The organism is Brevibacillus dissolubilis, from assembly GCF_006170445.1.
GTDB lineage: Bacteria > Bacillota > Bacilli > Brevibacillales > Brevibacillaceae > Brevibacillus_B > Brevibacillus_B dissolubilis.
Genome location: NZ_VCNA01000008.1, coordinates 132,670 through 153,586, shown reverse-complemented (window position 1 = coordinate 153,586; position 20,917 = coordinate 132,670). Strand labels below are relative to the sequence as shown.

Below are 20,917 nucleotides of genomic sequence, written 5' to 3'. Positions count from 1 at the left end.
TATTTATCAATGAGAGTGATACTTATTCTCAATTAGAAAATAAAACACATCTTCGTTTACATACACAGCATGGTTGATCAGTCAGATGACACGGTAACAAGCAGCACAACGGCTACGAAACGAACATCACACCCGTTTTTTATAACAAGGAGGAAACACAACATGTCAGCTATTCTTATCGTCGGTGGAGACCGATTGGGCAATATCACGAACCTTTTGCAGGACGCAGGATACCAGGAGATTCATCATGTCACAGGGCGCAAGAGCTCTGAAGCAGGTGTAAAAATCCCGACTGGAGTGAAAATGATTCTCGTTCTTACGGATTTCGTCAACCACAACATCGCTAAAACGGTGAAAAGCCAGGCAAAAGACCGTGCGCTGCCGATCATGTTCTGTAAGCGTTCCTGCTCGGCGATTGCCAAGGCATTGCCGCAGGGGGTCGCGTAGAGCCGATGGGAACGGTACGTTAACAATCGGGACGAGAAGCGTATTCACCGACAGATGGACGGAATGAATCACAGGGGATGCGGCAGGGCAGGATATGTACTGACTCAGATCATTCATACCATGCCCATTGTGGAGGGATTTTTATGGATAAGAAAAACCATCTCGACCGCATACCACTCGCCGAACTCAACGATCAGCAGCTCCAGCATCTGCAACAGCTGGAGCAACAGCTCAACCAAGAGGGCAGCGAAGTATATTTGATCGCGTTCTCCAAAGAAGCGGTGTTGCCGGGGATCGACCAGTAACGTTTGGATGTGGTCGTATACATCCAGACACGGCTGGTATTATCAGTGCCAAAGACCGTCGGCTGCAAATCGCAAAACGTCTGTATGAAGACGTTTTTCAGACGGATGCGGCGATCAATCCGGGGAATAGCGGTGGCCCGTTAATCAACCTGCATGGTGAAGTAATCGGGCTGAACGCATTTATTATTCAATCGAGTCAATGCTTAGGGTTTGCCATCGGCATCGACTCCATTAAAAAACGGCTCACAGAGGTGCTCTAAGAACGGAAGAAGGCAATCCCTTTTGCATGGGGGATTGCCTTTTTTCGTGGGGTGAAAAGTATGAAGGCGCGAAAAGTTGTCTGAAATATGAAAGCCGTACGGACTACGAAGACGCTTCTAACAAGGTCATGCGGGCTGTCACCGACAGAGTAAACCGTGATGGCTGATTCCCGCGCCCTTTTTGCAGACGGGTCAGTTGGATCGATTCGATGAGCTGGCGCAGGAGCTTGTTTTTGTCGGCAGGGCTTGGCAGGGCACGGTAGAGGGAGGGCCAGGAGGTGCAGAGCTTGCGGATTTCTTGCGGATCGAAGCGAGTTCTTTCATTAGACGAGCAAGAAGCGGTCACGGGAACCGGTTCGGTACGCAGGATCAGCTGTTCGAGCCGGGTCAATTCATCTTGGAGCTCTTGGCGGCGGGTGATGAATTCTTGCTCGGAATAGATCTGGGATTCATAGCTTTTATAAATAAAACGAAGCTGCTCGGTCAGCTCAGCCTGACGGGCATGCAGGGTGGTCAACTGGTTGGATGGGGTGTCTTTGGATGACTCGGACTCGGCCTGTTGCTGGTGTTCATCGAGCATGCTGTGCAGCAGTTCGGGGTCTGGTGGCGGATATTCCTGTAAAAGGTGCAGAATCATCGCTTCAACCGCACGGTATTTGACATAGGTGCAGCCGACTGTGGTGCACCAGAGGATTTCTTTTTCATATCGGCTGACGGAGCCGTCCTTTTTGCGGTAGTGGGTGGTCGTGGCTTGGCGGATCATCTTATGGCCGCAGGCGGTACAGCGGATCAGGCTGGATAGCTCGCTGGTTTCACAGTCGAAGCGGGTAGAGGGGGCGGGGCGGCTGCTGGCTCTTTTTTGCATGGCGGCTTCAAATATCTCCAGGGAGATGAGCGGTTCGTGTGCGTCGGGAATTACGATCCACTCGTCGCGTGGCTTCGGTTTGCGCCGTTTGTTGATCTCAGTGGAGGTGCTGTAGCGGATTTCGCCGATGTAGACGGGATTGTGCAGGATGTTTTTGATGGTGGAGGCGTTCCAGGCGGGGAGTCCGCTGGGGGAGGGAATGCCGGCGCGGGTGAGATAGGTGGCGATCGCTTTGTCGCTCATCTCTTTGTCCGGGATGCCGTGGAGATAGAGGTCGAAGATCATGCGGACGATGGGGGCTTTTTCGGTGTCGGGTTCGAGGTGCTGGGTCTTGGGATGGACGAGGTAGCCGTAGGCAGGGGTGGAGCCCATGAATTTGCCGGACATGGCGTAGGAGTACTTGGCCCCTTGCATGCGCTCACGGATGATCTCGAATTCCTCGCGGGAGAGGAACATCTCAAAGCGGATTTGGCGCATGTCGTGAGCATTTTTGGGGTCGTAGATGCGGTACGGGGTGATGATATAGATGCGCTTTTGCCGGATCAGCTCATAGACGATGCCATAATCTTTAAAATCGCCGCGCGTCAGACGGGAGATTTCTTTGACGGCGATGCAGTTGTAGCGGCCTGATTCGAGATCGCGGATCACCTGCTGAAAGACAGGACGAGTCTCGATCTTATCCCCGCTGCCGATCTCGATGACCTGGTCATAAGGGAGTCCGTAGTCGGCGAGCACGCGGTCCATGACTGATTTTTGCATGGTGATGGTGTCTTCGCCAGTGCGTGCTTCCCGCTCGACATCTTCACGGGAGCGGCGCAGGTAGTTGATGATCCGGGTGATCGTGACGCCTTGGGGCAGTTTGTGCATGTGACTCACCTCTCTCTTGATGCGAGCGCAAAAAAGCCCGTTATTACAGCGTATCGGGTGAGTCTTGTATCATTCCTCTTTTTTGGTGCTTATATTGTAGGGATGCAGAAAGGAGGGAAATGGTTGAAAAAGGATATCCGTGGACAAGTTGCAGTCTTGTTTGCTGCGGCTTTAGTTGTGTTTGTTCTCATTCTTGCTTTTGTGGTCGACTATGGCAGGATGACGTATTACCATGCAAAAGTCCAAAATGCAACCGACTTGGCGGTATTAGCCGGTGCGCAGTTTTTGCCTGAGGATAAGAACCTGTCTCCACCGCTGGCCCGAACGCTTCGCGCCAACAACATGGCCTATTCGGTTGCTTCTGCCAATTTGAATGATCCGAGGTATGTCTGTCACACCAACTATTCGGGAAAAACGATGAGGCTCTACTGTGGGGGGACGGTCCCGATTCTGTTTCCTATGATTTTTGGTACAGGTCGGGTAGTGGATGCGAGCGCTACAGCAGAGTGGGGGGCGGTATCTCAAGCGGAAAAGATGGTTCCGATCTCGATTGATTACACGGCGGTACCTAACAGCAAGATGGATGACAAGACCTATCGTCTGAAGATTGATCTGAAATCCCCATCATCAGGGAAGCTGTTTTTGATTCACCCGAATGCGGATGGTGGGATGGGGCCGGATGAGGCAGTCAATTGGATTGAACATGATTACACTGGAGTTACACCAAAAGTAGGGGAGATTCGCTCCACCGCACCTGAGATTGATCTGGACTCCGTGATGACTGCCCTGGAGAACCGGATCCAACAGGGGTCTGGAAAAGCGAAAATCATCACTCCGGTCGTCCAGTATTCGATGGACAGTACGGGCATTGGAACGGCTGTGATCCGGGGATACACCCAGCTTGAAGTGACGGGAATCAGCCGCAAAACGACCGGAGGCAGCAATCAGATTGAGCTGGAGGGAGTGTTCAAGCGGTTGATCGTATATGATTGGCCGACAACTGCGGCTGGCGAGTACTACGGAATTAGTTCCATCTATCTGGTGAAATAAAGCATATAGGTGAGTAGGAGTTTGGTTAGTGTACAAACTCCTATTTTTTTTGATTTATGACACGTGTCCAAGCAAAAAGGTTCGAATCTTAGTATCTTGTTTAGCAAAGGGAGGTGATACACAATGAACTTCATCAACAAAATCAAAGGTCTTTGGTCTGACAACAGCGGTCAAGGTTTGGTGGAATACGCACTGATTCTCGTTCTGATTTCCTGCGCAGTAGTCGGTATCCTGTACGCGATGGGTATTGAAATCGGAGAAATCTTCGAAGCAATCCTCGCGGCACTGGAAGGAACTCCTACTACCTAATCCCCCTGTCCCCGGTCTGTATGAGTAACACAATTTTGGGAGGTTTACTAATTAATGAATTTTATGAACAAAATTAAAGGTCTCTGGTCTGATAACAGCGGTCAAGGTCTCGTCGAATACGCATTGATTCTCGTTCTGATTTCTTGCACGGTAGTGGGTATTCTGTACGCAATGGGTATTGAAATCGGAGAAATTTTTGAAGCAATCCTCGCAGCACTCGAAGGAACTCCTACTACCTAATCAACTGGTTTATAAGAAATAAGAAAAACACATTATCAGGAGGTTATCTTCAATGAATTTCATCAACAAAATCAAAGGTCTCTGGTCTGATAACAGCGGTCAAGGTTTGGTGGAATACGCACTGATTCTCGTCCTGATTTCCTGCGCGGTAGTGGGTATCCTGTACGCCATGGGTCTTGAAATCGGAGACATCTTCAACGCGATCCTCGATGCATTGGAAGGAACTCCTTCTACTTCTTCTACTCCTACACCTTAATAGCGCTTCGTATCTTGCCATCTTATTTTTCTTAAACCATTGAACGATTTTGGGGACGTACTGGGTATGTCCCCAAAATCCTATTCTAGAACCGATTCCAAAAAAAGGATGTGAACAATCCCATGACCTTGACATCCATCGTGCTCATCGTATTTTTCCTGGTTGTCTTTTTCTATGACCTGCTTTATCAGGTGATTCCTAACTCGTTGACGATCGGTACTACCCTCGTTGGCTGGGCACTCGCTTATTACACGGGTGACGGTCAGATTACGTACAGCATTCTGAACACGCTGTTTGGCTTTGCCATTCTGCTGATCCCCTATATTCTTGGATGGGTCGGAGGAGGAGACGTCAAAATGCTGATGGCGCTAGGAAGCCTCAGCACGATTACGTTTCTCACACATGTGGCAATCGGTGGGATTATGCTGGCCGGATTGCTCTCCCTGATCTTCCTGTTTATCCGGGGGAGGAGCCGATTGGTGCTGCAGTCCTTCCTGTATGCGATGACCAACAGAGTGGGGCAGACACAGTTCACTCACACATTTATCCCGCTTGGGTCTTGTATTAGTCTCGCCGGGCTGTTCTTAATTCTCTTACAGTATATGGGAGTTATTTATGTATAGATTTCAACGTGCATTTCTCGTGATCTCCCTATTGTTTGCGGCGTTGGCGGCTTTTTTGGCGTATGAATTTCTTCTGGAAATCAGAGATGACTGGCAAGACCCCAAAGTGACGATTCCGGTAGCTGCGATGGATGTGGCTCCACTCAAAGCGATTGAGGAAAAAGATATCGCCTATCTGACGGTATCGAAAGCAGCCATCAAAGACCTGCATATACTTACGGATAAAAGCCAGATCATCGGACAGTACGCTCTGGTACCGATTGAGAAAAACAGCCCCTTTCTAAAAAGCGCTCTGATCGATAAGGAAATGATGACAGGTCCGTTCCACATCCCGACCGGATACCGTGCGATCACCATCCAAAGCTCACCCTTGATCAGTGTAGGCGGTTATGTGGAGGCCGGCATGCATGTAGATATTCACTGGACGTACAAGGATCAACAGGATCAGAACAAGACGACAAGTCTGCTCGCTTTCCAGAACATTCAGGTGCTTGCCTTGGGATCAAAACTTGAGAACAGCACCGAGAGCGACGAAAATCCACAGACCATTACCTTGTTGATGACACCAGCAGATGCACTGCGTCTGACCTACATGACCAGCACCGGTAATATGAAGCTGTCACTTAGACCGTCACAGATTGAACCGAATGTCGTGTTGCCGCCGGTGGATAACACTACAATTCTTCAATAAGGAAGGGGGGACGTTTTCCCTTATGGATAAAATTCATCTGTACCACTTGGATGCTTCCGAGGAAGCCCATGAATTAGTGAAGCGCTTTGTAAAGGATGAGGCTACGATCCGTCTGGTCGGCTCTTCCAAAAATCTGCAAGAGGGGATCACCGAGATTGGCCGTGTCTATCCAGATGTCATCCTGATCGACGAAAATATTGCGCCCGGCCAGTTGTACCCACACATCCAGACGCTTTTGGTCAAATTCCCGTTCATCGGAATTATCGTGACCAGCACCGATCAGCTCGTGGTGAAGCTCAAGCAGTTCATGAACGTAGGAGCGCGTGATTGTCTGATCAAGCCATTCGGCGCCAGCGACCTGATCAATTCGGTCAACAATGTTCACCGCTACGTCAAACAGCTCAAAAAGCAGATCATCGAGCAATCGGCCCGTATTCTTGTCCGTTCTCCCAAGATTATCTCGGTCATCAGCACCAAAGGGGGGGTGGGCAAATCCACGATCTCCACGCTGCTCACATCCGGTCTGGCTTCTCATTACAAGGAGCGCACGGCGATCGTCGATTTGGATCTGCAGTTCGGTGACGTATCCCTTTTGATGGATGTGAATGTCAAAAACACGATTACGAACATCACTGAATCCATCGAAAAGCTCGACGCCGCCAGTCTGCCACCACTCTTAACCAAGCATCATTCAGGTGCGTCGATCATCCCATCCCCGCTGAATCCGGAAGAGGCGGATTTTATCACCGAGTATCAGCTTCACCGCATGTTTGATCTGTTGCGGGAAGAATTCAACTATATCATCGTCGACTGTCCGCCCGGTTTTACCGATCAGGCCATCGTCGCATTAGAACAAAGTGATACGATCCTGTTTGTCACCACACCTGAACTGATTGCCCTGAAAAACACCAAATCAGGTCTGAAAACGATGACAGAGCTTGGGATTGATCCCGAGAAGATCAAAGTAGTCGTCAACCGGTTCTCCAGCAAGCACAATTTTCCGCTGACCGTGATCGAAGAGGTGCTGGGTGTTCCGGTGTACATGACCGTCTCCAATGACTATGTCAACATCATTGATTTCTTCAATCAGGGCCATCCGCAATTGGTGTACGAATCCAAAAGCTCACTGGCAAAAGATATGCTTCGCATGATCGAGAGCGTACGCACGTATCACCAGATCGTGAAAAAGAAGGAGCGCCGCAAATGGTACTGGCCGTTTGGGCGGAGCTGACGGGAGTGGGGGGATAACCGCAGATGTCCATGTATGACAAAATTCGCTCACGCAAGGCGAACGAACCAGCCAATGCTGAACAGGAAGTCGTCAGTATTTTGCAGAAAATCCGCACGAAGATTTTGGTGGAAATCCAGCGATCCTCCTGGGAAGGACAAAAGAATGACCGCATTCAGATGGAAGTACAGCGGATGCTTGATCTGTTTCTGAGTGAGGAAGGCAAGTTTCTGCCCAAAGAGGAAAAGGATCTGCTCGTTGCCCAAATCGTCCAGGATATGACCGGACTTGGGCCGATCCAACCTCTGCTCGAAGATGACAGCGTCTCTGAGATCATGGTGAACGGCTACAATCAGATCTATGTGGAGCGGAACGGACGGCTGGAGCTGACCTCGTATCACTTTTTCCATAATGAGCATGTGATGAACGTGATCCAGCGTATTGTCTCACCGCTTGGACGACGGGTAGATGAGAGTTCGCCGATGGTCGATGCACGACTGCCGGATGGCTCGCGGATCAATGCGATCATCCCGCCGGTGGCACTCAATGGCCCGACGCTGACGATCCGCAAATTCCGCAAAGATAAAATCACCATCCCGCAGATGATTCAGTTCGGAACCATGAGCAAAGAGGTCGCGCAATTCTTGGATCAGGCTGTCAAACGGCGGATGAACATCCTTGTTGCAGGGGGAACAGGCAGCGGGAAGACGACCCTGCTGAATGCACTCAGCTCCATGATCCCCGAAAACGATCGGATCGTCACCATCGAGGATGCCGCCGAGCTTCGCCTGCTGCAGCCCCATGTCATCTCCCTCGAAACACGCCCGAGCAACATCGAAGGCAAAGGACAGATCACCATCCGCGATCTCGTACGCAACTCCCTTCGGATGCGGCCGGATCGTATTGTCGTGGGTGAGGTGCGCGGCGGTGAAGCACTCGATATGCTGCAGGCGATGAACACGGGGCATGACGGATCGCTCTCCACCATTCATGCCAACTCCCCGCGCGATGTATTGTCCCGCTTGGAGACACTGACCCTGATGGCAGGCTATGACCTGCCTGTGCGTGCGATCCGTGAACAGATCTCGTCTGCGGTCGATCTGATCGTATTCCAACGCCGGTTTAGTGACGGTACACGAAAAATCAGCCACATCGTCCAAGTACAAGGCATGGAGATTGATACGATCGTGCTGCATGACCTGTTTGTGTATGAAGAGATTTCACCGCCAGGCCAATCGGGCAGCATCAAAGGCCGGTTCAAGCAGGTGGGCAATCTGCCATTTGGTAATCCAGGTGAAGGCATGAGGGGGAATGGGCCATGACAGCGATTCTCGTCCTCAGCATCTTCGGCGGGCTGTTCGCTCTCTGTCTGGCCTACCTGTATCTGTTTTTACCGCGTATCTATTTTCGCCTGCGGCTCAAGCGCCTGTTTAAAACGATGAACCCGCCTCCCAAAAACAAAGAGGCGGAACCGATCAAAAACAAGCGGCTGGCGGTATGGTACCAGCGGGTTGAAGCAGAGGTGCAAGCGGCAGAATTACCTGTTACGACCAGAGAGTTTTTACTGATCCTGATGTGGCTCAATCTGGCTTCGCTTGTGCTGTTGCTGCTGCTCGGATGGATCGCCCTCCTCATCTTGTTACTGGTCAATGCCTCTGCTTTTATCCTCCTGCGGGTCTTCCAGATGCGCCGCCAACAGATGCTGGTGCAGCTCCTCCCAGACGTCCTGATCCTGATGTCCAATGCGCTTAAGGCCGGTTATTCCATCGTCCAGACGATTGATCTGTTGTCCCGAGAGGATTTCGGCCCCCTCAGCAAAGAATTCGGCAAGCTGTCACAGGCACTGCGGTATGGCGAGAATTTTGAAAAAGCATTTCAGAACTTTGCAGCAACCTTGAATCTGCATGAGATTGACACTGTCGTAGACACGATTCTGATCACGAGGGAAACGGGGGGAAACCTGACCAACGTCATCGACAGCCTGGTATTGATTCTGGAGGAAAACCAGCGTTTGCTCGGTGAAGTCCGATCATTGACCGCCCAAGGGCGGATATCAGCCTTGGTGGTCGGGATGTTGCCCTCTGCTTTTTTCCTGTTTATGTATCTGTTCAATCCGTTCTACATCATGATCCTGTTTGAGTCTACGCTTGGGATTAGCATGCTGATCGTGGCGGTGTTGATGCAGATCGCAGGCTTTATCATCATGAACAAACTGATCAAGCTGAAAGTGAGGTGAACTGCCACGTGATCGAATGGCTGTTTATCATTGCGGTGGGGATTAGTGTCTGTGGGCTGTTGTATTCGGTCTTAGAACAGGTCATGACACGAAAAAGAAGACTGGCCAGACGGATTCGCCAGCATCTGCCCAAAGATATCAAACGACTCGAAGATATTCCGCTCCTCACACGCCTGACCAAGCCGATGACGGCTGCGATCAGCCCGCTTCTGGAGCATATTTTGCCGCATCGCTATAAGGACCTGCTCGCGGTACGGCTAAGCAAAAGCGAAGCCGCGATGAGCATGCAAGAGCTGCTGTTCCTCAAGCTCCTGTTGTTGTTTGCAGCAGCCTTTTTCCTCTATATGATTGAATCTCCCTTCCTATACATCGTTCCCCTCCTCGTGTTCTTCCTGCCTGATATCCATCTGAGACGCCAGATTACCAAGCGCCAGATGGATATCCTCTACGAGCTCCCTTACATGATCGATATTCTGGGCGTCATCGTCGAGAGTGGTGTCGCTTTTGATAATGCCATCACCAAAATCTGCGCCCGTAAAAAAGGCCCACTCTACGCCGAATTCAGCCAATATCTGCACGAGGTCCGCATGGGGAGATCCCGTGACGAAGCTTTGCTTGCGATGTCTGAGCGGGTACAGCTGCAGGATCTCAAAACCTTCGTGCAAGCGATCATCCAAGGGGAGCGCATGGGGGTCGGAATCCTCAATACGATCCGGATGCAAGCCAGACAATTGCGGCGAAAACGCAGACAGCGCCTGCAGGAACAAGCGATGAAATTACCGGTCAAAATCCTGTTCCCCATCGTCTTTTTTATCTTTCCGCCACTGTTCATCGTCATCTTGGGACCAGGGCTCATCAGGCTGATGGAAGTCTTTTTACAATAAACAAAAGGAGGGGTACGGATGTTCAATCTGTTTCATTCCCGCAGCCATGTCAGCAGGGGGAACAAGGGGTTGCCGATCGGCACATTTATCATTGTGACCAAGGATAATCAGGAGGAGCTTCGTCCGATCATGCAGTACCTGACCCAGCATGCGATCTTTCGGGTAGAGGGAACCAATGTCGTCATCCTCGACTGCTACTCCTACGATAAGACGGTGGAGGTAGCCGAGACCTATGTGAGCCGATTCCCCGACAAGGTCAGGCTGCTCAAAAAAGATCCGGAGAAAACGATTGTCGAATGCGTCCTGCCGTATCTGTCCCCTGAGTACGTGGAGATCATCAATCTGACCCAGATGTTCAGTGAACGTCATCACCTGCCCCCGGATAAATTCCCCGGCTGGGTGGAGAAGCTGAGCGGAACCATGCAAAAACATAAAAGCGCGCCGATCGATGAACGCAAATTGGTAGAGCGGCTGGAGGAAGATAGACGCATCATCTTTGAAGAATTGCGTAATCAGGCGATTGAGCCGCTTGCCCATATCGAGATGAGGCTGGGCAACGCGGAAGAGAAGATGATGTCAGTTGATGAAATCCAGCATCTGGTGATGAAAATGCAACGCCGCTTATCTCATCTCGTTACCCATTTTGACCCATACCGGTATGTGGGAGATTCCCTGTTTCCTTGTATGACAAGTCTGGTTGAGGAATATTCGGCCCGGACACAAATCACCTACCATCTCAAGGAAAGCGGCAAGGAACGGCCATTACCGCACTATTTTGGACTGAGCATCATTCGGATGGTGCAAGAGATTCTCGATACGATCCAACAGCAGGCCGAGGCCAACGAAGTGGAGATCCGTCTGCGATGGAACAGCAAACGGATTTATCTGCAAGTAAGAGAAAACGGACAACGGAAAAACCAATCCGCAACCACCACCAGATCTTCCCGGTTCATCGACGAGCGGGCCATGATTCTCGGCGGCACCTACGAACTCAAAGCAAGCAACAGCAAAACCGACCATCGGATCACACTGCCGCTGCCCAAAGAAACAGGTGATTCCTAAATGAAGCAAAGACGACGGTCTACAGCAGGTCAAAGCGTAGTGGAATTCGCGCTGATCCTGCCCATTTTGCTCGTATTGTTCTTTGGCATCATCGATTTTGGGATGCTCTTGAGCAAACAGCATGTAATCAACCAAATGGCAAAGGAATTAACCAGAGAGGCGAGCGTTGGAGCGGAGGAGTCTGTGTTGCTTGCACGCGGTGAGAGGTTTGCCAAGTTCGTGATCCCCATCAGCGGAAAAACAGTTAGCCATGAATCTGGTGCAACTATTTTCACATATTCAACGTCTGAAGGTGAAAGTGTTAATCCTGATACCTCCGTGTATGTCACAATTACTCCCAGTCTGAACGGACGCGACCGGGGCGAAATCATCGAGGTAGCGGTTACGCACAATTATGTACCGCTTACCCCGATCCTTGATTTCGTAGTGTACTGGTTCGGACGGGAAGCAGATGATTCCATTCTGCTGAATAGTACCTACTCCACCATGGTCGAGCAGGACGCCAACTGAACCTTGTCACCGATTGCGATCCGGTCAAGCAAATCCATGTCGGTCGACTCCAATACCACATGGGCCTGTTTGAAATACGGCCCAATCCGCCAGGGCGGAAGCACTCCTATCCAAAGCACGCGAAGCTGGGCATCCAAATAGATGACCACAATGTCAAACCGCATGAAAAACGTATGCACCTGTTGACACGGCACCAAAACGGCCATCCGTTCTTTTGGATAGGAGGCACGCCCCATCAACCCGAGCAGCCGGGTGTGGAAACGATTGAAATAATCAAAATATTTCACCTGAAAGCACATTTATAAAAACCTCACAATTCAAAAAAACTGCATATTTTCGTTAATAAAGTAATTTTTAAAAAGCGATTTTTGTTTTATTAGTTATACATTGGTATATAGAGGGAGTTAATGTCTATGTATGAAAGGCTAATCGAAATCGTTCCAACGAAGATAGGAAGAGGCATAGGGATACTATTACTGACATAGATATAGCAAAAAAGAGGGGGAATCGATTTGGAGCCAACCAAGACCCGAACCATCGAGGGTGAATATGGATCCATTACCGTCATCTACCCGCCCCATCCCGCCACAAAAGAAGAAATACAAGATTTGTACCGTTTTTTGGCCCAGTCGCTGTCCAAGCCAAAAGCGGGTGATGTCCGCCAGTAGGTTTTTGGGTGTGATCGTATGCAGCCGTCTGTAACCGAGTTTTCCAGACCCAAAGGACTGCCGACACTGATAACCCACTCGCCAACTTTGGCATCTGCTGATTGGCCCAGGGGCAATGCTTGCAGCTTATGATCGGCATTTATTTTAATCACAGCATAATCACGCAGATGGTCTTTAAAGACGGTCTGTGCTTCGTACACTTTCCCGTTGCACAGCTTGACGAGGATCGATTGGGAGTTGCCAACGACGTGTTCGCTGGTCAGGATATAACCTTTGGGATGAAAGATGAAACCGGAACCGAAGCTGCGTTCCGATGCCACCTGTTCAAATTGGCCTGTGCGTAGGAATTCTTGTAAAAGCTGTCCGATATCCGAGGAACTTGGTGTGTCTTCCGTAACAATGGATACGACTCCATTTTTCACCTGCTCCACAAGGGGAACAAAGAAGTTAAACGGGTGGAGACTGCTGCTTTGCATGTAGTTTTGTTTGACAAAGTGGGACCATCGCTTTTTCACCAGTTCATCCCCTCACGACGGAATAGGTATACATCATCTTATGGTGTGAATGAATAGGGGGGAAGCCCAAATTAGGAATTAACCAAAATCTAAAGAATGAATAACAAAAGTATAAAAAATTTCACGATATCTTGATGAAGCATAGCCATAGCCTTTATAATGTTCTAGAAGATTAAGACAAATATTCAAAATACAGGAAAAACGGAGGAGATAATAATGGACGTTAAAGCGATTATTTTAGGGTTTTTGAACTATAAAGAGATGAGTGGTTATGACATTAAACAATTTTTCTCCAACAGCATCGGTTTCTTTTATGATGCAAGCTATGGTGCGATCTATCCAGCCCTGCGCAAACTGGAGCAAGACGGCTATGTAACCAAGCGTGAGATCCTGCAATCCGGCAAACCTAACAAAATCATGTACAGCATCACTGAAAAAGGCAAAGAGTACTTCCATCAAGAAATGGATACCGATCTGCAGGCACCTGTACTGCGTTCCGATATGCTGGTACGCATGTTCTTCTCCGGCCTTCGCACAGAGGAAGAGCAAAGCGAGCTTCTGGAAACCAGCCTGCAATTCCAAAAGAAAATGTATGCTGATATGAACCGCACACTCGCTAAAGCGGAGGCAGACCTCGATCCATACCAAAAATTATGTTGGGAGTATTCCCTGAACCAGCTCGAAGCGGCGATCAACTTCATTGAGAAGAAGAAGGATGAGTTGAAGACGGTTAACGTATCTCAAGCGGTTGGGGTGTAGACCTTTTTGGATTAGGTGGATACTCGAGCAGAGAGCGTGAGGATCATCTGTTTTCCAGTCGCAACTCCCCCTCGTTAGAGGGGCCGGTCTCCTTACAAACAGATGATCCTCACGCTCTTGTTCTCCTAGCCGGCTTCTTCAAGAGTGTCCGCCGACCTGCTAAGCTTAAGATACGTTGGTGATAGAGGAAAATAGGTAGAAAAGCAAGTGAGAGTGATTGCTGGAATATTCTAGATGATTGAATCTATTACCTTTTTGAAAAGACTGCCGGATGTGCGATCGGCAGTCTTTTTGCTGTCTATGATGTGTGAAGCAGGTGGTATAGTACTGATGAATCTGGCTTACATTCAAGCAAAAACTCAGTTGTAACGGTAGGAGCTACTTATTTATCTATATCTTTTTTCTTTTGCTTTGCTACAGTTGGAGCGATGAGAGGAGCGGGAGAATGATCTGTTTGTAAGGCGACCGGCCGAACGAAGGTGAGGGAAAGGCAACTGGAAAACAGATCATTCTCCCGCTCCTGCCGGAGCTATTACATAAACAAAGAAAGAAGACCTGTCTACACGAGGAGATTCCCCGTCGGACAGGTCTTTTGCACAAAGTGGATGAAGATTATTTCAGGTTCTCAGGGTTCAGCACTTCGAGTTCAGGTACAACGAAGCGGCCATCTTTACGGATCAGGCGGTCATCGAAGTAGATTTCGCCACCGCCCCACTCTGGACGCTGGATGTTGACGAGATCCCAGTGAATGGAGGATTTGTTGCCATTTGGTGCTTCATCGTAGCATTGACCTGGTGTGAAGTGGAAGCTGCCGTCGATTTTTTCATCGAACAGGATGTCTTTCATTGGGTTTTGGATGTATGGGTTTACGCCGATTGCGAATTCACCTACATAGCGTGCGCCTTCGTCTGTGTCGAAGATTTTGTTGATGCGCTCGGTGTCGTTGGCAGTCGCTTCGACGATTTTACCGTCTTTGAAGGTAAGCTTCACATTTTCGAAGGTGAAGCCGTGGTAAGGGGATGGAGCGTTGTAGGACAGAGTACCGTTGATGGAATCGCGCACTGGAGCGGTGAAGACTTCACCGTCTGGGATGTTGTAGTTCCCTGCACATTTGATTGCTGGGATATCCTTGATGGAGAAGGTCAGGTCAGTGCCTGGACCGGTGATGCGTACTTTGTCGGTTTTGTTCATCAGATCCACGAGGGAATCCATGGCTTTGTCCATTTTGCTGTAGTCGAGGTTACACACTTGGAAGTAGAAATCCTCGAATGCATCTGTGCTCATGTTCGCCAGCTGTGCCATGGATGGGTTCGGATAACGCAGAACCACCCATCTGGTTTGTGGTACGCGGATGTCTTGGATCGGGCGTTGGATCAGACGGGACCAGAGGCTCATCTTGTCGTCTGGCACGTCAGAGGATTCGTTGATGTTGTTGCCGCCGCGGATGCCGATGTAGCAATCCATCTTTTTCATGAATTCCACTTCGTGTTCACGGATGACTGCTGCCTGCTCTTCACTTACACCAAACATAAGTTCACGCTGGATCGCTGGATCAACCAGCTGTACATAAGGATGTGCACCGACAGCGTACACTTCACGGATCACAGCTTTCACCAGATCGTGTTGCTCGCCAATGGAGTGGATCAGGACGTTTTCGCCTTTTTGAGCGCGAATGGAATAGTTGACCAGATTGCGTGCTAATTGTTCTAAACGAGGATCTTTCATAGGTATGTACCCCACCTTTTGATAAGTTACTAATTATTCTACTCCAAATATAGAAAAAATCGAACCCTTTATAAAATTTTTTTTACGGATTAGTTAAAATAAAAGGGCCGACCGGAGTGGTCGACCCTTTTATTTTAAGGATTTTGCCTCGATTAATCTTCAGCCGCACCAATGATTACGAGCAGGATGAAGAGTACCAGGATCAGCGCGAAGTCGTCAAAATCGCCGTTGAAGAAACCCATGATCGAAATTCCCCCTTTAGAGTGTTAACCATTGGCTGGGTGTCAGAGTGATGGGCAAGAGTGTTGTGTGTTGTGTTGGCTGGATTAGTCGATCGCTACTGCGATGATTACGAGAAGGATGAAGAGAACCAAGATCAGTGTGAAATCGTCAAAATCGCCATTGAAGATGCTGCTCATATCAAATTCCTCCCTTTTTGTATATACTGATGACCAATGACTATATGGTAGTTGGTTTAGTCTTCAGAGGCTCCAACGATTACCAACAGGATGAAGAGTACCAGAATCAACACGAAGTCATCGAAGTCGCCGTTAAAAATGCTGCTCATGTTTAACTCCTCCTTTTTTCTTTAGCAAGCTTATTGCTTACACCCCTAACATATGGGGCAGCGTCGGTCTGTGTAACGGCATATGCCTATTTTTTTTAATGTTTTTCGATGCACACACCTAACTTTGGCGAAAACCCGCATTTGCACAGGGGCATGTACGCACTTTTGTATCAGATTTTTCATACATCTTGAGTAGAACGTACTGTGCCAGAAGAAGGGGGTGATACCATGTTTAAAGATATCGAGAGCAATCGTTGGTCGAAGGATGACATCGAGTTTGCGGTACGGATGGGGTTTTTGCAGGGGTTTCCGGATGATACGTTTCGCCCGACGGAGTTCGTGACGCGGGAGCAGTTCGCCGCCATTCTGCGTCGGGCCTTGTTATTTCCATGGAGCAAGGTGGTGGCGATCGCGGAGGAATCGGTCGTCTATCTGGCCGGCAAAAACGGCGATCACGGAACAGGGACGATTGTGCAGGGCAACTACATCATCACGGCTGCGCATGTGATCGGCGACCGCCTGATGATGGGTGCCAAGCTTCGCAACGGGCAGATCTACAATGCGGTGCTGGTGAAAAAACACGACAAAGCAGACCTAGCCATCCTGAGGCTGGAGACACCAGAGGTATTTCCATGCCTACGTCTATCTGAAAATTCAGACATAAAAAGCACGGAAGAAATCCTGACGATCGGTCACCCGCATAATGAGACATGGAAAGCATGCAGCGGAAAAATCTCCCGTGAGCAAGTTCCCAATCAGCCGTGGGAATTCGAGATGAAGCTGGAGGTCCGCTCCGGCAACTCGGGCGGCCCGGTGATCAACCAGCAGGGCGACATCATCGGCGTGGTGGTGCAGACTACAGGTACAGAGCTGGGGGAAGCAATCAGCGTGGTTTATTTCAAAGACTGGATTAAGGAATGCTTCCAATAAGGGGTTCCCAGCCAAGCAAAAAGGCTTCTGTCGGATGATCAGACAGAAGCCTTTTCTTATGAACGGGTACGATTAGCGATTAGATATAGACAGCGTTTACTTTTTCGCAGGTGGGACATACGGCGATTTTACCGGTCCGGCCGGTTTCATCTTCAACACGGTAGCCCGTGATATTCTCAGACGAGCAGAAGAGGCATTCGGTGTTGAACTCCATATCGTGCTGGGCTTTCCAGTCAATCCCCTTGAACTCCTCGCCGACACTAATGGTAATATACAGATGCTCCTGATGTTGGTCTACGTGTAAATCTGCTTTACGCATACGTACCATCCTTTCAACTTGCAATGTGGTTTTCGTATCCTCTAGCTTTTCCTTTTTTTCTGAATAATAAACGCGAACAATGAGAGTTTTGGCAGGACATTCTAGGTTAGCGAAAGAGAAAACGGGGAAATGGATGATACGACAGCAATCATGGCGGTTCTGTGAAAGTCTTGTGAGGAGGATGTACACGGTTTAGCTGGGACGACTCCCACCATGTACCACGCAGAAGCGGCAGGATTTCAACCTATATTCACGAATTAGAGTAAGAGTAAAATAAAAGGGAAAAAGGAGAGGAAAACGTTGCTCATCCAGAAGAAGTGTGGCCGTTGTGGCAGCGATATGGATCTCATGCTGCGCAACGTTGTCTACCGCAACCGAGTTAAAATTCAAAATGTACCTGTACATGTCTGTACAGCTGATGAATGTTCGTATTCACAAGTCGTTGAGATCGTAAAGGATGATCTGAAGGGCTTGATGGAGGATCTTGGCAGATTTCCGAAGAAGCAAGAGATCGGCTTTGAAGGAGTTTCAGAATTTTCCAACCTTTTAGTAATGGTGGCAGACCAGCAAGACGATGAACTGACGGTGCAGCAAGTGGTAGGAGAACGTGTAGACGAGCTGTTGGATCTGTATCTGTTGGCGAAGTCTCTTGGTGATTATCACTGGACAGGGGAAATCCGTCAGCGTCTGTTGCAGATCAGCTAGACATCTACCTGTTTTCATAGACGAAGTGTCTGTGCAAATTGCTTCTCGCTCCGATATGGTATATATTGTGATCAGAAACAGTATCATTCGGGGTTCTTATGGAAGAAGGGAGCAATTAAGTATGACAGACACACTTCAGTTAGAAACGATTGAACAGTTGGATTCGTTTGCTGGCCAGCCTGGAAAACGCATCCTGTTTAAACACAGCACGATCTGCCCGATCAGCACATCGGCTTACGAACAGTTCCAGAGCTTTATGGGGGAACAAAGCGATATCCCTGCCGCAGTCGTGCTCGTCCGCGAAGCACGCCCTGTATCCAATGAAATCGCTGACCGCTACGGCATCAAGCACGAATCACCACAGATCTTTTTACTCGAAGACGGTGCTGTGAAGTGGCACACCTCGCATTGGAAAATCACGAAGGATGCGATTGCGCAAGCCGTGAAGGGATGAGCAAAAGTCCCGTTCGCGCCGCGTCGACAGCAATAACCGTAGGCGATCAGGCCGTAACGGGATAGATGAAAAGGCTCCTTCCGCATTGAGCGGCAAGAGCCTTTTTGTTATTCCCAGAATAATTCCAGTTTATCACCTGTATGAATCGGGGTTTGAAAGGATGCGACTTCGCCGTTGAGCCGCATCACCAGCTTGGTCAAGCCTTCCTGTGCAGGCTTATCCAAGGAGACGTCTACATAGCGGAATACATCACTAAATACAGGGGCAGGGCCTTGTGCTGATTTGACCAGGATGACGGCATCATCGTGAATGATCTGATCCTCGCCCGCGGTCTGACCGTCCATCGTGATGCTGACCTGTCCGGTCTTGACGGCAATCGGCTGATCGTTGAAAAATACCTTGATCTCCTCCTGAACCCATTCTTCGGGCGGGATCACTTCTTTGATCATCGGGAAGGAGAGGGGCTTCTGTGTGTGCTCGATGATATCACCTGTTTTGACACGGTCTTGCAGGGTAGCGTTTTTGCCGTTGAGTGTGAGATGCAGTTCGTGGCGGGGGAAGCTGTACTCCCGGTTGTTGAGCGTGAAGCGGTATTTGTCAGCGGCAGATGGCACGTCATCGAGCAGTCCGGCTTGCCACATCACTTCAGAGATCGTACGGGGCAGGCGGATCTCCACATCAGAACGGTCCTGCAGCAGGGTATCAAAAGGCTGTGCCACACCACCGACAAAAGCAACTGGCCCAAGTGACAGCGGCTCTCCATTGAAGGTAAGGTCAAGCGTATCCACGGTATCGATGACATCGGTGATCGTGGCTTTTGCATTCTGTCCGTTTTCGCCTGGAATCACATGGATCACGTCATCGTTGGCAAGTGTCGTGTCGAGTGCGGCAGGTTCGCCGTTTTTGGTGATCTGTGGGGCTGTCCCGTGTCCGCCTGGAATGATCTTCATCCGGCCATTGACGGTAAGTGACATAGCCAGACCGGGACGACCGTGCAGACGGCGGATATCCAGACCAGCGGAGATCAGGGCATCTCCCAGCGTCATTTTCCGAAGGTCAAAAATACGTATCGGATTATCATTGACAGTCACGGTGATGTACTTGATCGGCTGGCGGCGGGCCGCGACGGCGATCCCGACCGGGGTGACGAACTCAGGACCGGTGATGATCGGATTTTCACCGACGAATTGCTTGATCGCATCAGCACCGCGCACAGCGACACGGGCGGCCGGCATCTCAAGCATTTCTGCTACCTTGGCTGGGAGGTTGGGCGTCAGACTGCCCCCGCCGATCAGCATCACGGCTTGTGGTGCTTTGCCGTTGAGCTCGAGGATTTTGCCTGCGATTTTGTGGGCGAGATTGGCGATGTCATTGTCGATGGCGGCGGTTATTTCTTCGCGTGTCAGCGTATGCTCCATGCCGAGGATGTCGAGGAAGCTGACGGTTTCGCTTGTATTGATCGCCCGCTTTACCTCTTCGGCGACCGGGAAGTCCAGCAAAAAGGCGTTCATCAGCGCATCGGTGATCTCATCGCCCGCAACCGGAACCATCCCGTAAGCGGTAATCGCTCCTTCCTCGGTCAGTGCGATGTCAGATGTCCCGGCCCCGATATCGACCAAAGCGATGTTGAGTCGGCGCATCGTGGACGGAATCAGTACATTGATCGCGGCGATCGGCTCCAAGGTGAGTGCCTGCATATCCAGATCACAGCGCTTCAAGGCAGCGAGCAGCGAGTCTACTACCACGCGCGGCAGGAAGGTGGCAATCACATCGACGCGCGCCAGATCTCCGCGCTGATCGATTAAGCTTCCGATCATTTCATTATCTAAGTAATAATTGACCACACTATATCCGACACAGTAGTAACGGGTGGAATCCGTCTCATTCAGTTCATGGGCAAGCTGTGCCTGCGCCTCTTGTACGGCGGAGAATTCCATCGTGAGGATGTCGTCCTTTTGGATTGTGGGCAGGTGACGGATATCGACCTCGATGCTGACCCGGCGCGTACGCAGGGAACGTCCGGCGGCAGCTACTGCTACTTGTGTGAGTGTGCCGTGTTTTTCCGAGAGGCGGTCTTTGATCTGTCTGATGACGTTGGCGACGGCTACCACATCGTGGATCTGACCGTCTAGCATCGAGCGCTCGCTGTGTTCCTGAATCGCACAGTCTACGACGCGATACTGTTCACCATCGGCTGCGACGACCAGACCGACGACACTTCTCGTTCCAATATCTAAAGCAAAGATTAGTTCTTGCTGGGTATTCGTATCATGTGACAACCGTTCGTCACTCCTTAGAGAAGGGGATAGGGCTGTTGCCTTGGGATTCTTTTCTATTATACTAGTTCTATGAACAGAAGTGGAACAGTGATTGCGTGAAAGCGTTTTATAATTCTTTACAAACACTTTCGCGCTTTTTGGTGTAAAAGTACTGGTAAAACC

General features: G+C 49.8%; 28 protein-coding genes. 19 read left to right on the top strand and 9 right to left on the bottom strand.

The genetic code is table 11. The annotated features are described in order from the left end of the window. Positions 1 to 162: 162 nt before the first annotated feature. The 3 genes from FGI41_RS16225 to FGI41_RS16220 all read left to right on the top strand — a co-directional run bounded on the left by FGI41_RS16225 (position 163) and on the right by FGI41_RS16220 (position 1,012). Positions 163 to 447, top strand: a complete 285-nt coding sequence (locus FGI41_RS16225; protein ID WP_139491387.1) for a DUF2325 domain-containing protein — start codon at positions 163 to 165, stop codon at positions 445 to 447. Between the two features lie 143 nt (positions 448 to 590). Further along, the gene (locus tag FGI41_RS25065) at positions 591 to 752 is read left to right on the top strand and encodes a hypothetical protein (RefSeq protein WP_176560309.1); all 162 of its coding nucleotides are present in this window, start codon (positions 591 to 593) and stop codon (positions 750 to 752) included. Next, on the top strand, positions 701 to 1,012 hold the full coding sequence (locus FGI41_RS16220; RefSeq protein ID WP_368656735.1) for a S1C family serine protease: 312 nt from the start codon (positions 701 to 703) through the stop codon (positions 1,010 to 1,012). Before FGI41_RS25065 ends, FGI41_RS16220 begins: the two co-directional genes overlap by 52 nt. Before the next feature lie 103 nt (positions 1,013 to 1,115). On the opposite strand, the gene FGI41_RS16215 is transcribed toward FGI41_RS16220, so the two are convergent. Further along, positions 1,116 to 2,744 (bottom strand): recombinase family protein, encoded by a 1,629-nt coding sequence (locus FGI41_RS16215; protein ID WP_139491386.1) that lies wholly within the window; start codon positions 2,742 to 2,744, stop codon positions 1,116 to 1,118. 123 nt (positions 2,745 to 2,867) lie between these two features. Between FGI41_RS16215 and FGI41_RS16210 the strand changes: the two genes are divergently transcribed. The 12 genes from FGI41_RS16210 to FGI41_RS16155 all read left to right on the top strand — a co-directional run bounded on the left by FGI41_RS16210 (position 2,868) and on the right by FGI41_RS16155 (position 11,833). Continuing rightward, positions 2,868 to 3,794, top strand: a complete 927-nt coding sequence (locus FGI41_RS16210) for a pilus assembly protein TadG-related protein (RefSeq protein WP_176560308.1) — start codon at positions 2,868 to 2,870, stop codon at positions 3,792 to 3,794. 123 nt (positions 3,795 to 3,917) lie between these two features. Next, a complete protein-coding gene (locus tag FGI41_RS16205) occupies positions 3,918 to 4,103 on the top strand; it encodes a Flp family type IVb pilin (RefSeq protein ID WP_139491384.1) in 186 nt (61 codons plus the stop codon). 54 nt (positions 4,104 to 4,157) lie between these two features. Then, positions 4,158 to 4,343: a Flp family type IVb pilin gene (locus FGI41_RS16200; RefSeq protein ID WP_255298500.1), complete on the top strand. Its 186-nt coding sequence runs from the start codon at positions 4,158 to 4,160 to the stop codon at positions 4,341 to 4,343. A 52-nt stretch (positions 4,344 to 4,395) separates the two neighbouring features. After that, on the top strand, positions 4,396 to 4,599 hold the full coding sequence (locus tag FGI41_RS16195; RefSeq protein ID WP_139491383.1) for a Flp family type IVb pilin: 204 nt from the start codon (positions 4,396 to 4,398) through the stop codon (positions 4,597 to 4,599). 122 nt (positions 4,600 to 4,721) lie between these two features. Then, on the top strand, positions 4,722 to 5,222 hold the full coding sequence (locus tag FGI41_RS16190) for an A24 family peptidase (protein WP_139491382.1): 501 nt from the start codon (positions 4,722 to 4,724) through the stop codon (positions 5,220 to 5,222). Beyond that, positions 5,215 to 5,913, top strand: a complete 699-nt coding sequence (gene cpaB / locus FGI41_RS16185; RefSeq protein ID WP_139491381.1) for a Flp pilus assembly protein CpaB — start codon at positions 5,215 to 5,217, stop codon at positions 5,911 to 5,913. The genes FGI41_RS16190 and cpaB overlap by 8 nt, the downstream gene beginning before the upstream one ends. 22 nt (positions 5,914 to 5,935) lie before the next feature. Then, entirely contained in the window at positions 5,936 to 7,144 is a 1,209-nt protein-coding gene (locus FGI41_RS16180; RefSeq protein ID WP_176560307.1) for a CpaE/TadZ family protein, read from the top strand. Positions 7,145 to 7,167: 23 nt separating this feature from the next. Continuing rightward, entirely contained in the window at positions 7,168 to 8,463 is a 1,296-nt protein-coding gene (locus tag FGI41_RS16175; RefSeq protein ID WP_139491379.1) for a TadA family conjugal transfer-associated ATPase, read from the top strand. After that, positions 8,460 to 9,377: a type II secretion system F family protein gene (locus FGI41_RS16170; protein WP_139491378.1), complete on the top strand. Its 918-nt coding sequence runs from the start codon at positions 8,460 to 8,462 to the stop codon at positions 9,375 to 9,377. The genes FGI41_RS16175 and FGI41_RS16170 overlap by 4 nt, the downstream gene beginning before the upstream one ends. 8 nt (positions 9,378 to 9,385) lie before the next feature. Continuing rightward, positions 9,386 to 10,261: a type II secretion system F family protein gene (locus tag FGI41_RS16165; RefSeq protein ID WP_139491377.1), complete on the top strand. Its 876-nt coding sequence runs from the start codon at positions 9,386 to 9,388 to the stop codon at positions 10,259 to 10,261. 18 nt (positions 10,262 to 10,279) lie between these two features. Beyond that, positions 10,280 to 11,323, top strand: coding sequence for a sensor histidine kinase family protein (locus tag FGI41_RS16160; protein WP_139491376.1), 1,044 nt, complete (start codon positions 10,280 to 10,282; stop codon positions 11,321 to 11,323). Beyond that, a complete protein-coding gene (locus FGI41_RS16155; RefSeq protein ID WP_139491375.1) occupies positions 11,324 to 11,833 on the top strand; it encodes a TadE/TadG family type IV pilus assembly protein in 510 nt (169 codons plus the stop codon). It begins immediately after the preceding gene. On the opposite strand, the gene FGI41_RS16150 is transcribed toward FGI41_RS16155, so the two are convergent. Together FGI41_RS16150 and FGI41_RS16145 are read right to left on the bottom strand one after the other, a co-directional pair. Beyond that, a complete protein-coding gene (locus tag FGI41_RS16150; protein ID WP_139491374.1) occupies positions 11,800 to 12,132 on the bottom strand; it encodes a DUF192 domain-containing protein in 333 nt (110 codons plus the stop codon). The two genes, FGI41_RS16155 and FGI41_RS16150, sit on opposite strands and share 34 nt — an antisense overlap. Before the next feature lie 269 nt (positions 12,133 to 12,401). Next, the gene (locus FGI41_RS16145) at positions 12,402 to 13,016 is read right to left on the bottom strand and encodes a S1C family serine protease (RefSeq protein WP_255298499.1); all 615 of its coding nucleotides are present in this window, start codon (positions 13,014 to 13,016) and stop codon (positions 12,402 to 12,404) included. Positions 13,017 to 13,232: 216 nt separating this feature from the next. Here FGI41_RS16145 and FGI41_RS16140 point away from each other — a divergent pair, with 216 nt between their 5' ends. Further along, on the top strand, positions 13,233 to 13,775 hold the full coding sequence (locus FGI41_RS16140) for a PadR family transcriptional regulator (protein ID WP_139491373.1): 543 nt from the start codon (positions 13,233 to 13,235) through the stop codon (positions 13,773 to 13,775). Between the two features lie 612 nt (positions 13,776 to 14,387). Here the strand turns inward: FGI41_RS16140 and FGI41_RS16135 are convergent. The 4 genes from FGI41_RS16135 to FGI41_RS16120 all read right to left on the bottom strand — a co-directional run bounded on the left by FGI41_RS16135 (position 14,388) and on the right by FGI41_RS16120 (position 16,068). Next, positions 14,388 to 15,500, bottom strand: coding sequence for an aminopeptidase (locus tag FGI41_RS16135; protein ID WP_139491372.1), 1,113 nt, complete (start codon positions 15,498 to 15,500; stop codon positions 14,388 to 14,390). A gap of 152 nt (positions 15,501 to 15,652) precedes the next feature. Then, a complete protein-coding gene (locus FGI41_RS16130; RefSeq protein WP_139491371.1) occupies positions 15,653 to 15,742 on the bottom strand; it encodes a YjcZ family sporulation protein in 90 nt (29 codons plus the stop codon). An 84-nt stretch (positions 15,743 to 15,826) separates the two neighbouring features. Further along, positions 15,827 to 15,919 (bottom strand): YjcZ family sporulation protein, encoded by a 93-nt coding sequence (locus tag FGI41_RS16125; RefSeq protein WP_139491370.1) that lies wholly within the window; start codon positions 15,917 to 15,919, stop codon positions 15,827 to 15,829. A 56-nt stretch (positions 15,920 to 15,975) separates the two neighbouring features. Next, a complete protein-coding gene (locus FGI41_RS16120) occupies positions 15,976 to 16,068 on the bottom strand; it encodes a YjcZ family sporulation protein (protein ID WP_139491369.1) in 93 nt (30 codons plus the stop codon). Between the two features lie 228 nt (positions 16,069 to 16,296). Between FGI41_RS16120 and FGI41_RS16115 the strand changes: the two genes are divergently transcribed. Beyond that, positions 16,297 to 16,998: a trypsin-like peptidase domain-containing protein gene (locus FGI41_RS16115; RefSeq protein ID WP_139491368.1), complete on the top strand. Its 702-nt coding sequence runs from the start codon at positions 16,297 to 16,299 to the stop codon at positions 16,996 to 16,998. Positions 16,999 to 17,077: 79 nt separating this feature from the next. Here FGI41_RS16115 and FGI41_RS16110 read toward each other — a convergent pair whose 3' ends face one another. Continuing rightward, a complete protein-coding gene (locus tag FGI41_RS16110) occupies positions 17,078 to 17,317 on the bottom strand; it encodes a hypothetical protein (protein ID WP_139491367.1) in 240 nt (79 codons plus the stop codon). A 300-nt stretch (positions 17,318 to 17,617) separates the two neighbouring features. Here FGI41_RS16110 and FGI41_RS16105 point away from each other — a divergent pair, with 300 nt between their 5' ends. After that, positions 17,618 to 18,022, top strand: coding sequence for a hypothetical protein (locus FGI41_RS16105; RefSeq protein ID WP_255298498.1), 405 nt, complete (start codon positions 17,618 to 17,620; stop codon positions 18,020 to 18,022). Between the two features lie 121 nt (positions 18,023 to 18,143). Continuing rightward, positions 18,144 to 18,476 carry a bacillithiol system redox-active protein YtxJ gene (gene ytxJ / locus FGI41_RS16100; RefSeq protein WP_139491366.1) on the top strand — a complete coding sequence of 111 codons (333 nt, stop codon included), beginning with the start codon at positions 18,144 to 18,146 and terminating at the stop codon, positions 18,474 to 18,476. A gap of 107 nt (positions 18,477 to 18,583) precedes the next feature. Here ytxJ and FGI41_RS16095 read toward each other — a convergent pair whose 3' ends face one another. Beyond that, entirely contained in the window at positions 18,584 to 20,755 is a 2,172-nt protein-coding gene (locus FGI41_RS16095; RefSeq protein WP_255298497.1) for a cell division protein FtsA, read from the bottom strand. Positions 20,756 to 20,917 lie beyond the last annotated feature (162 nt).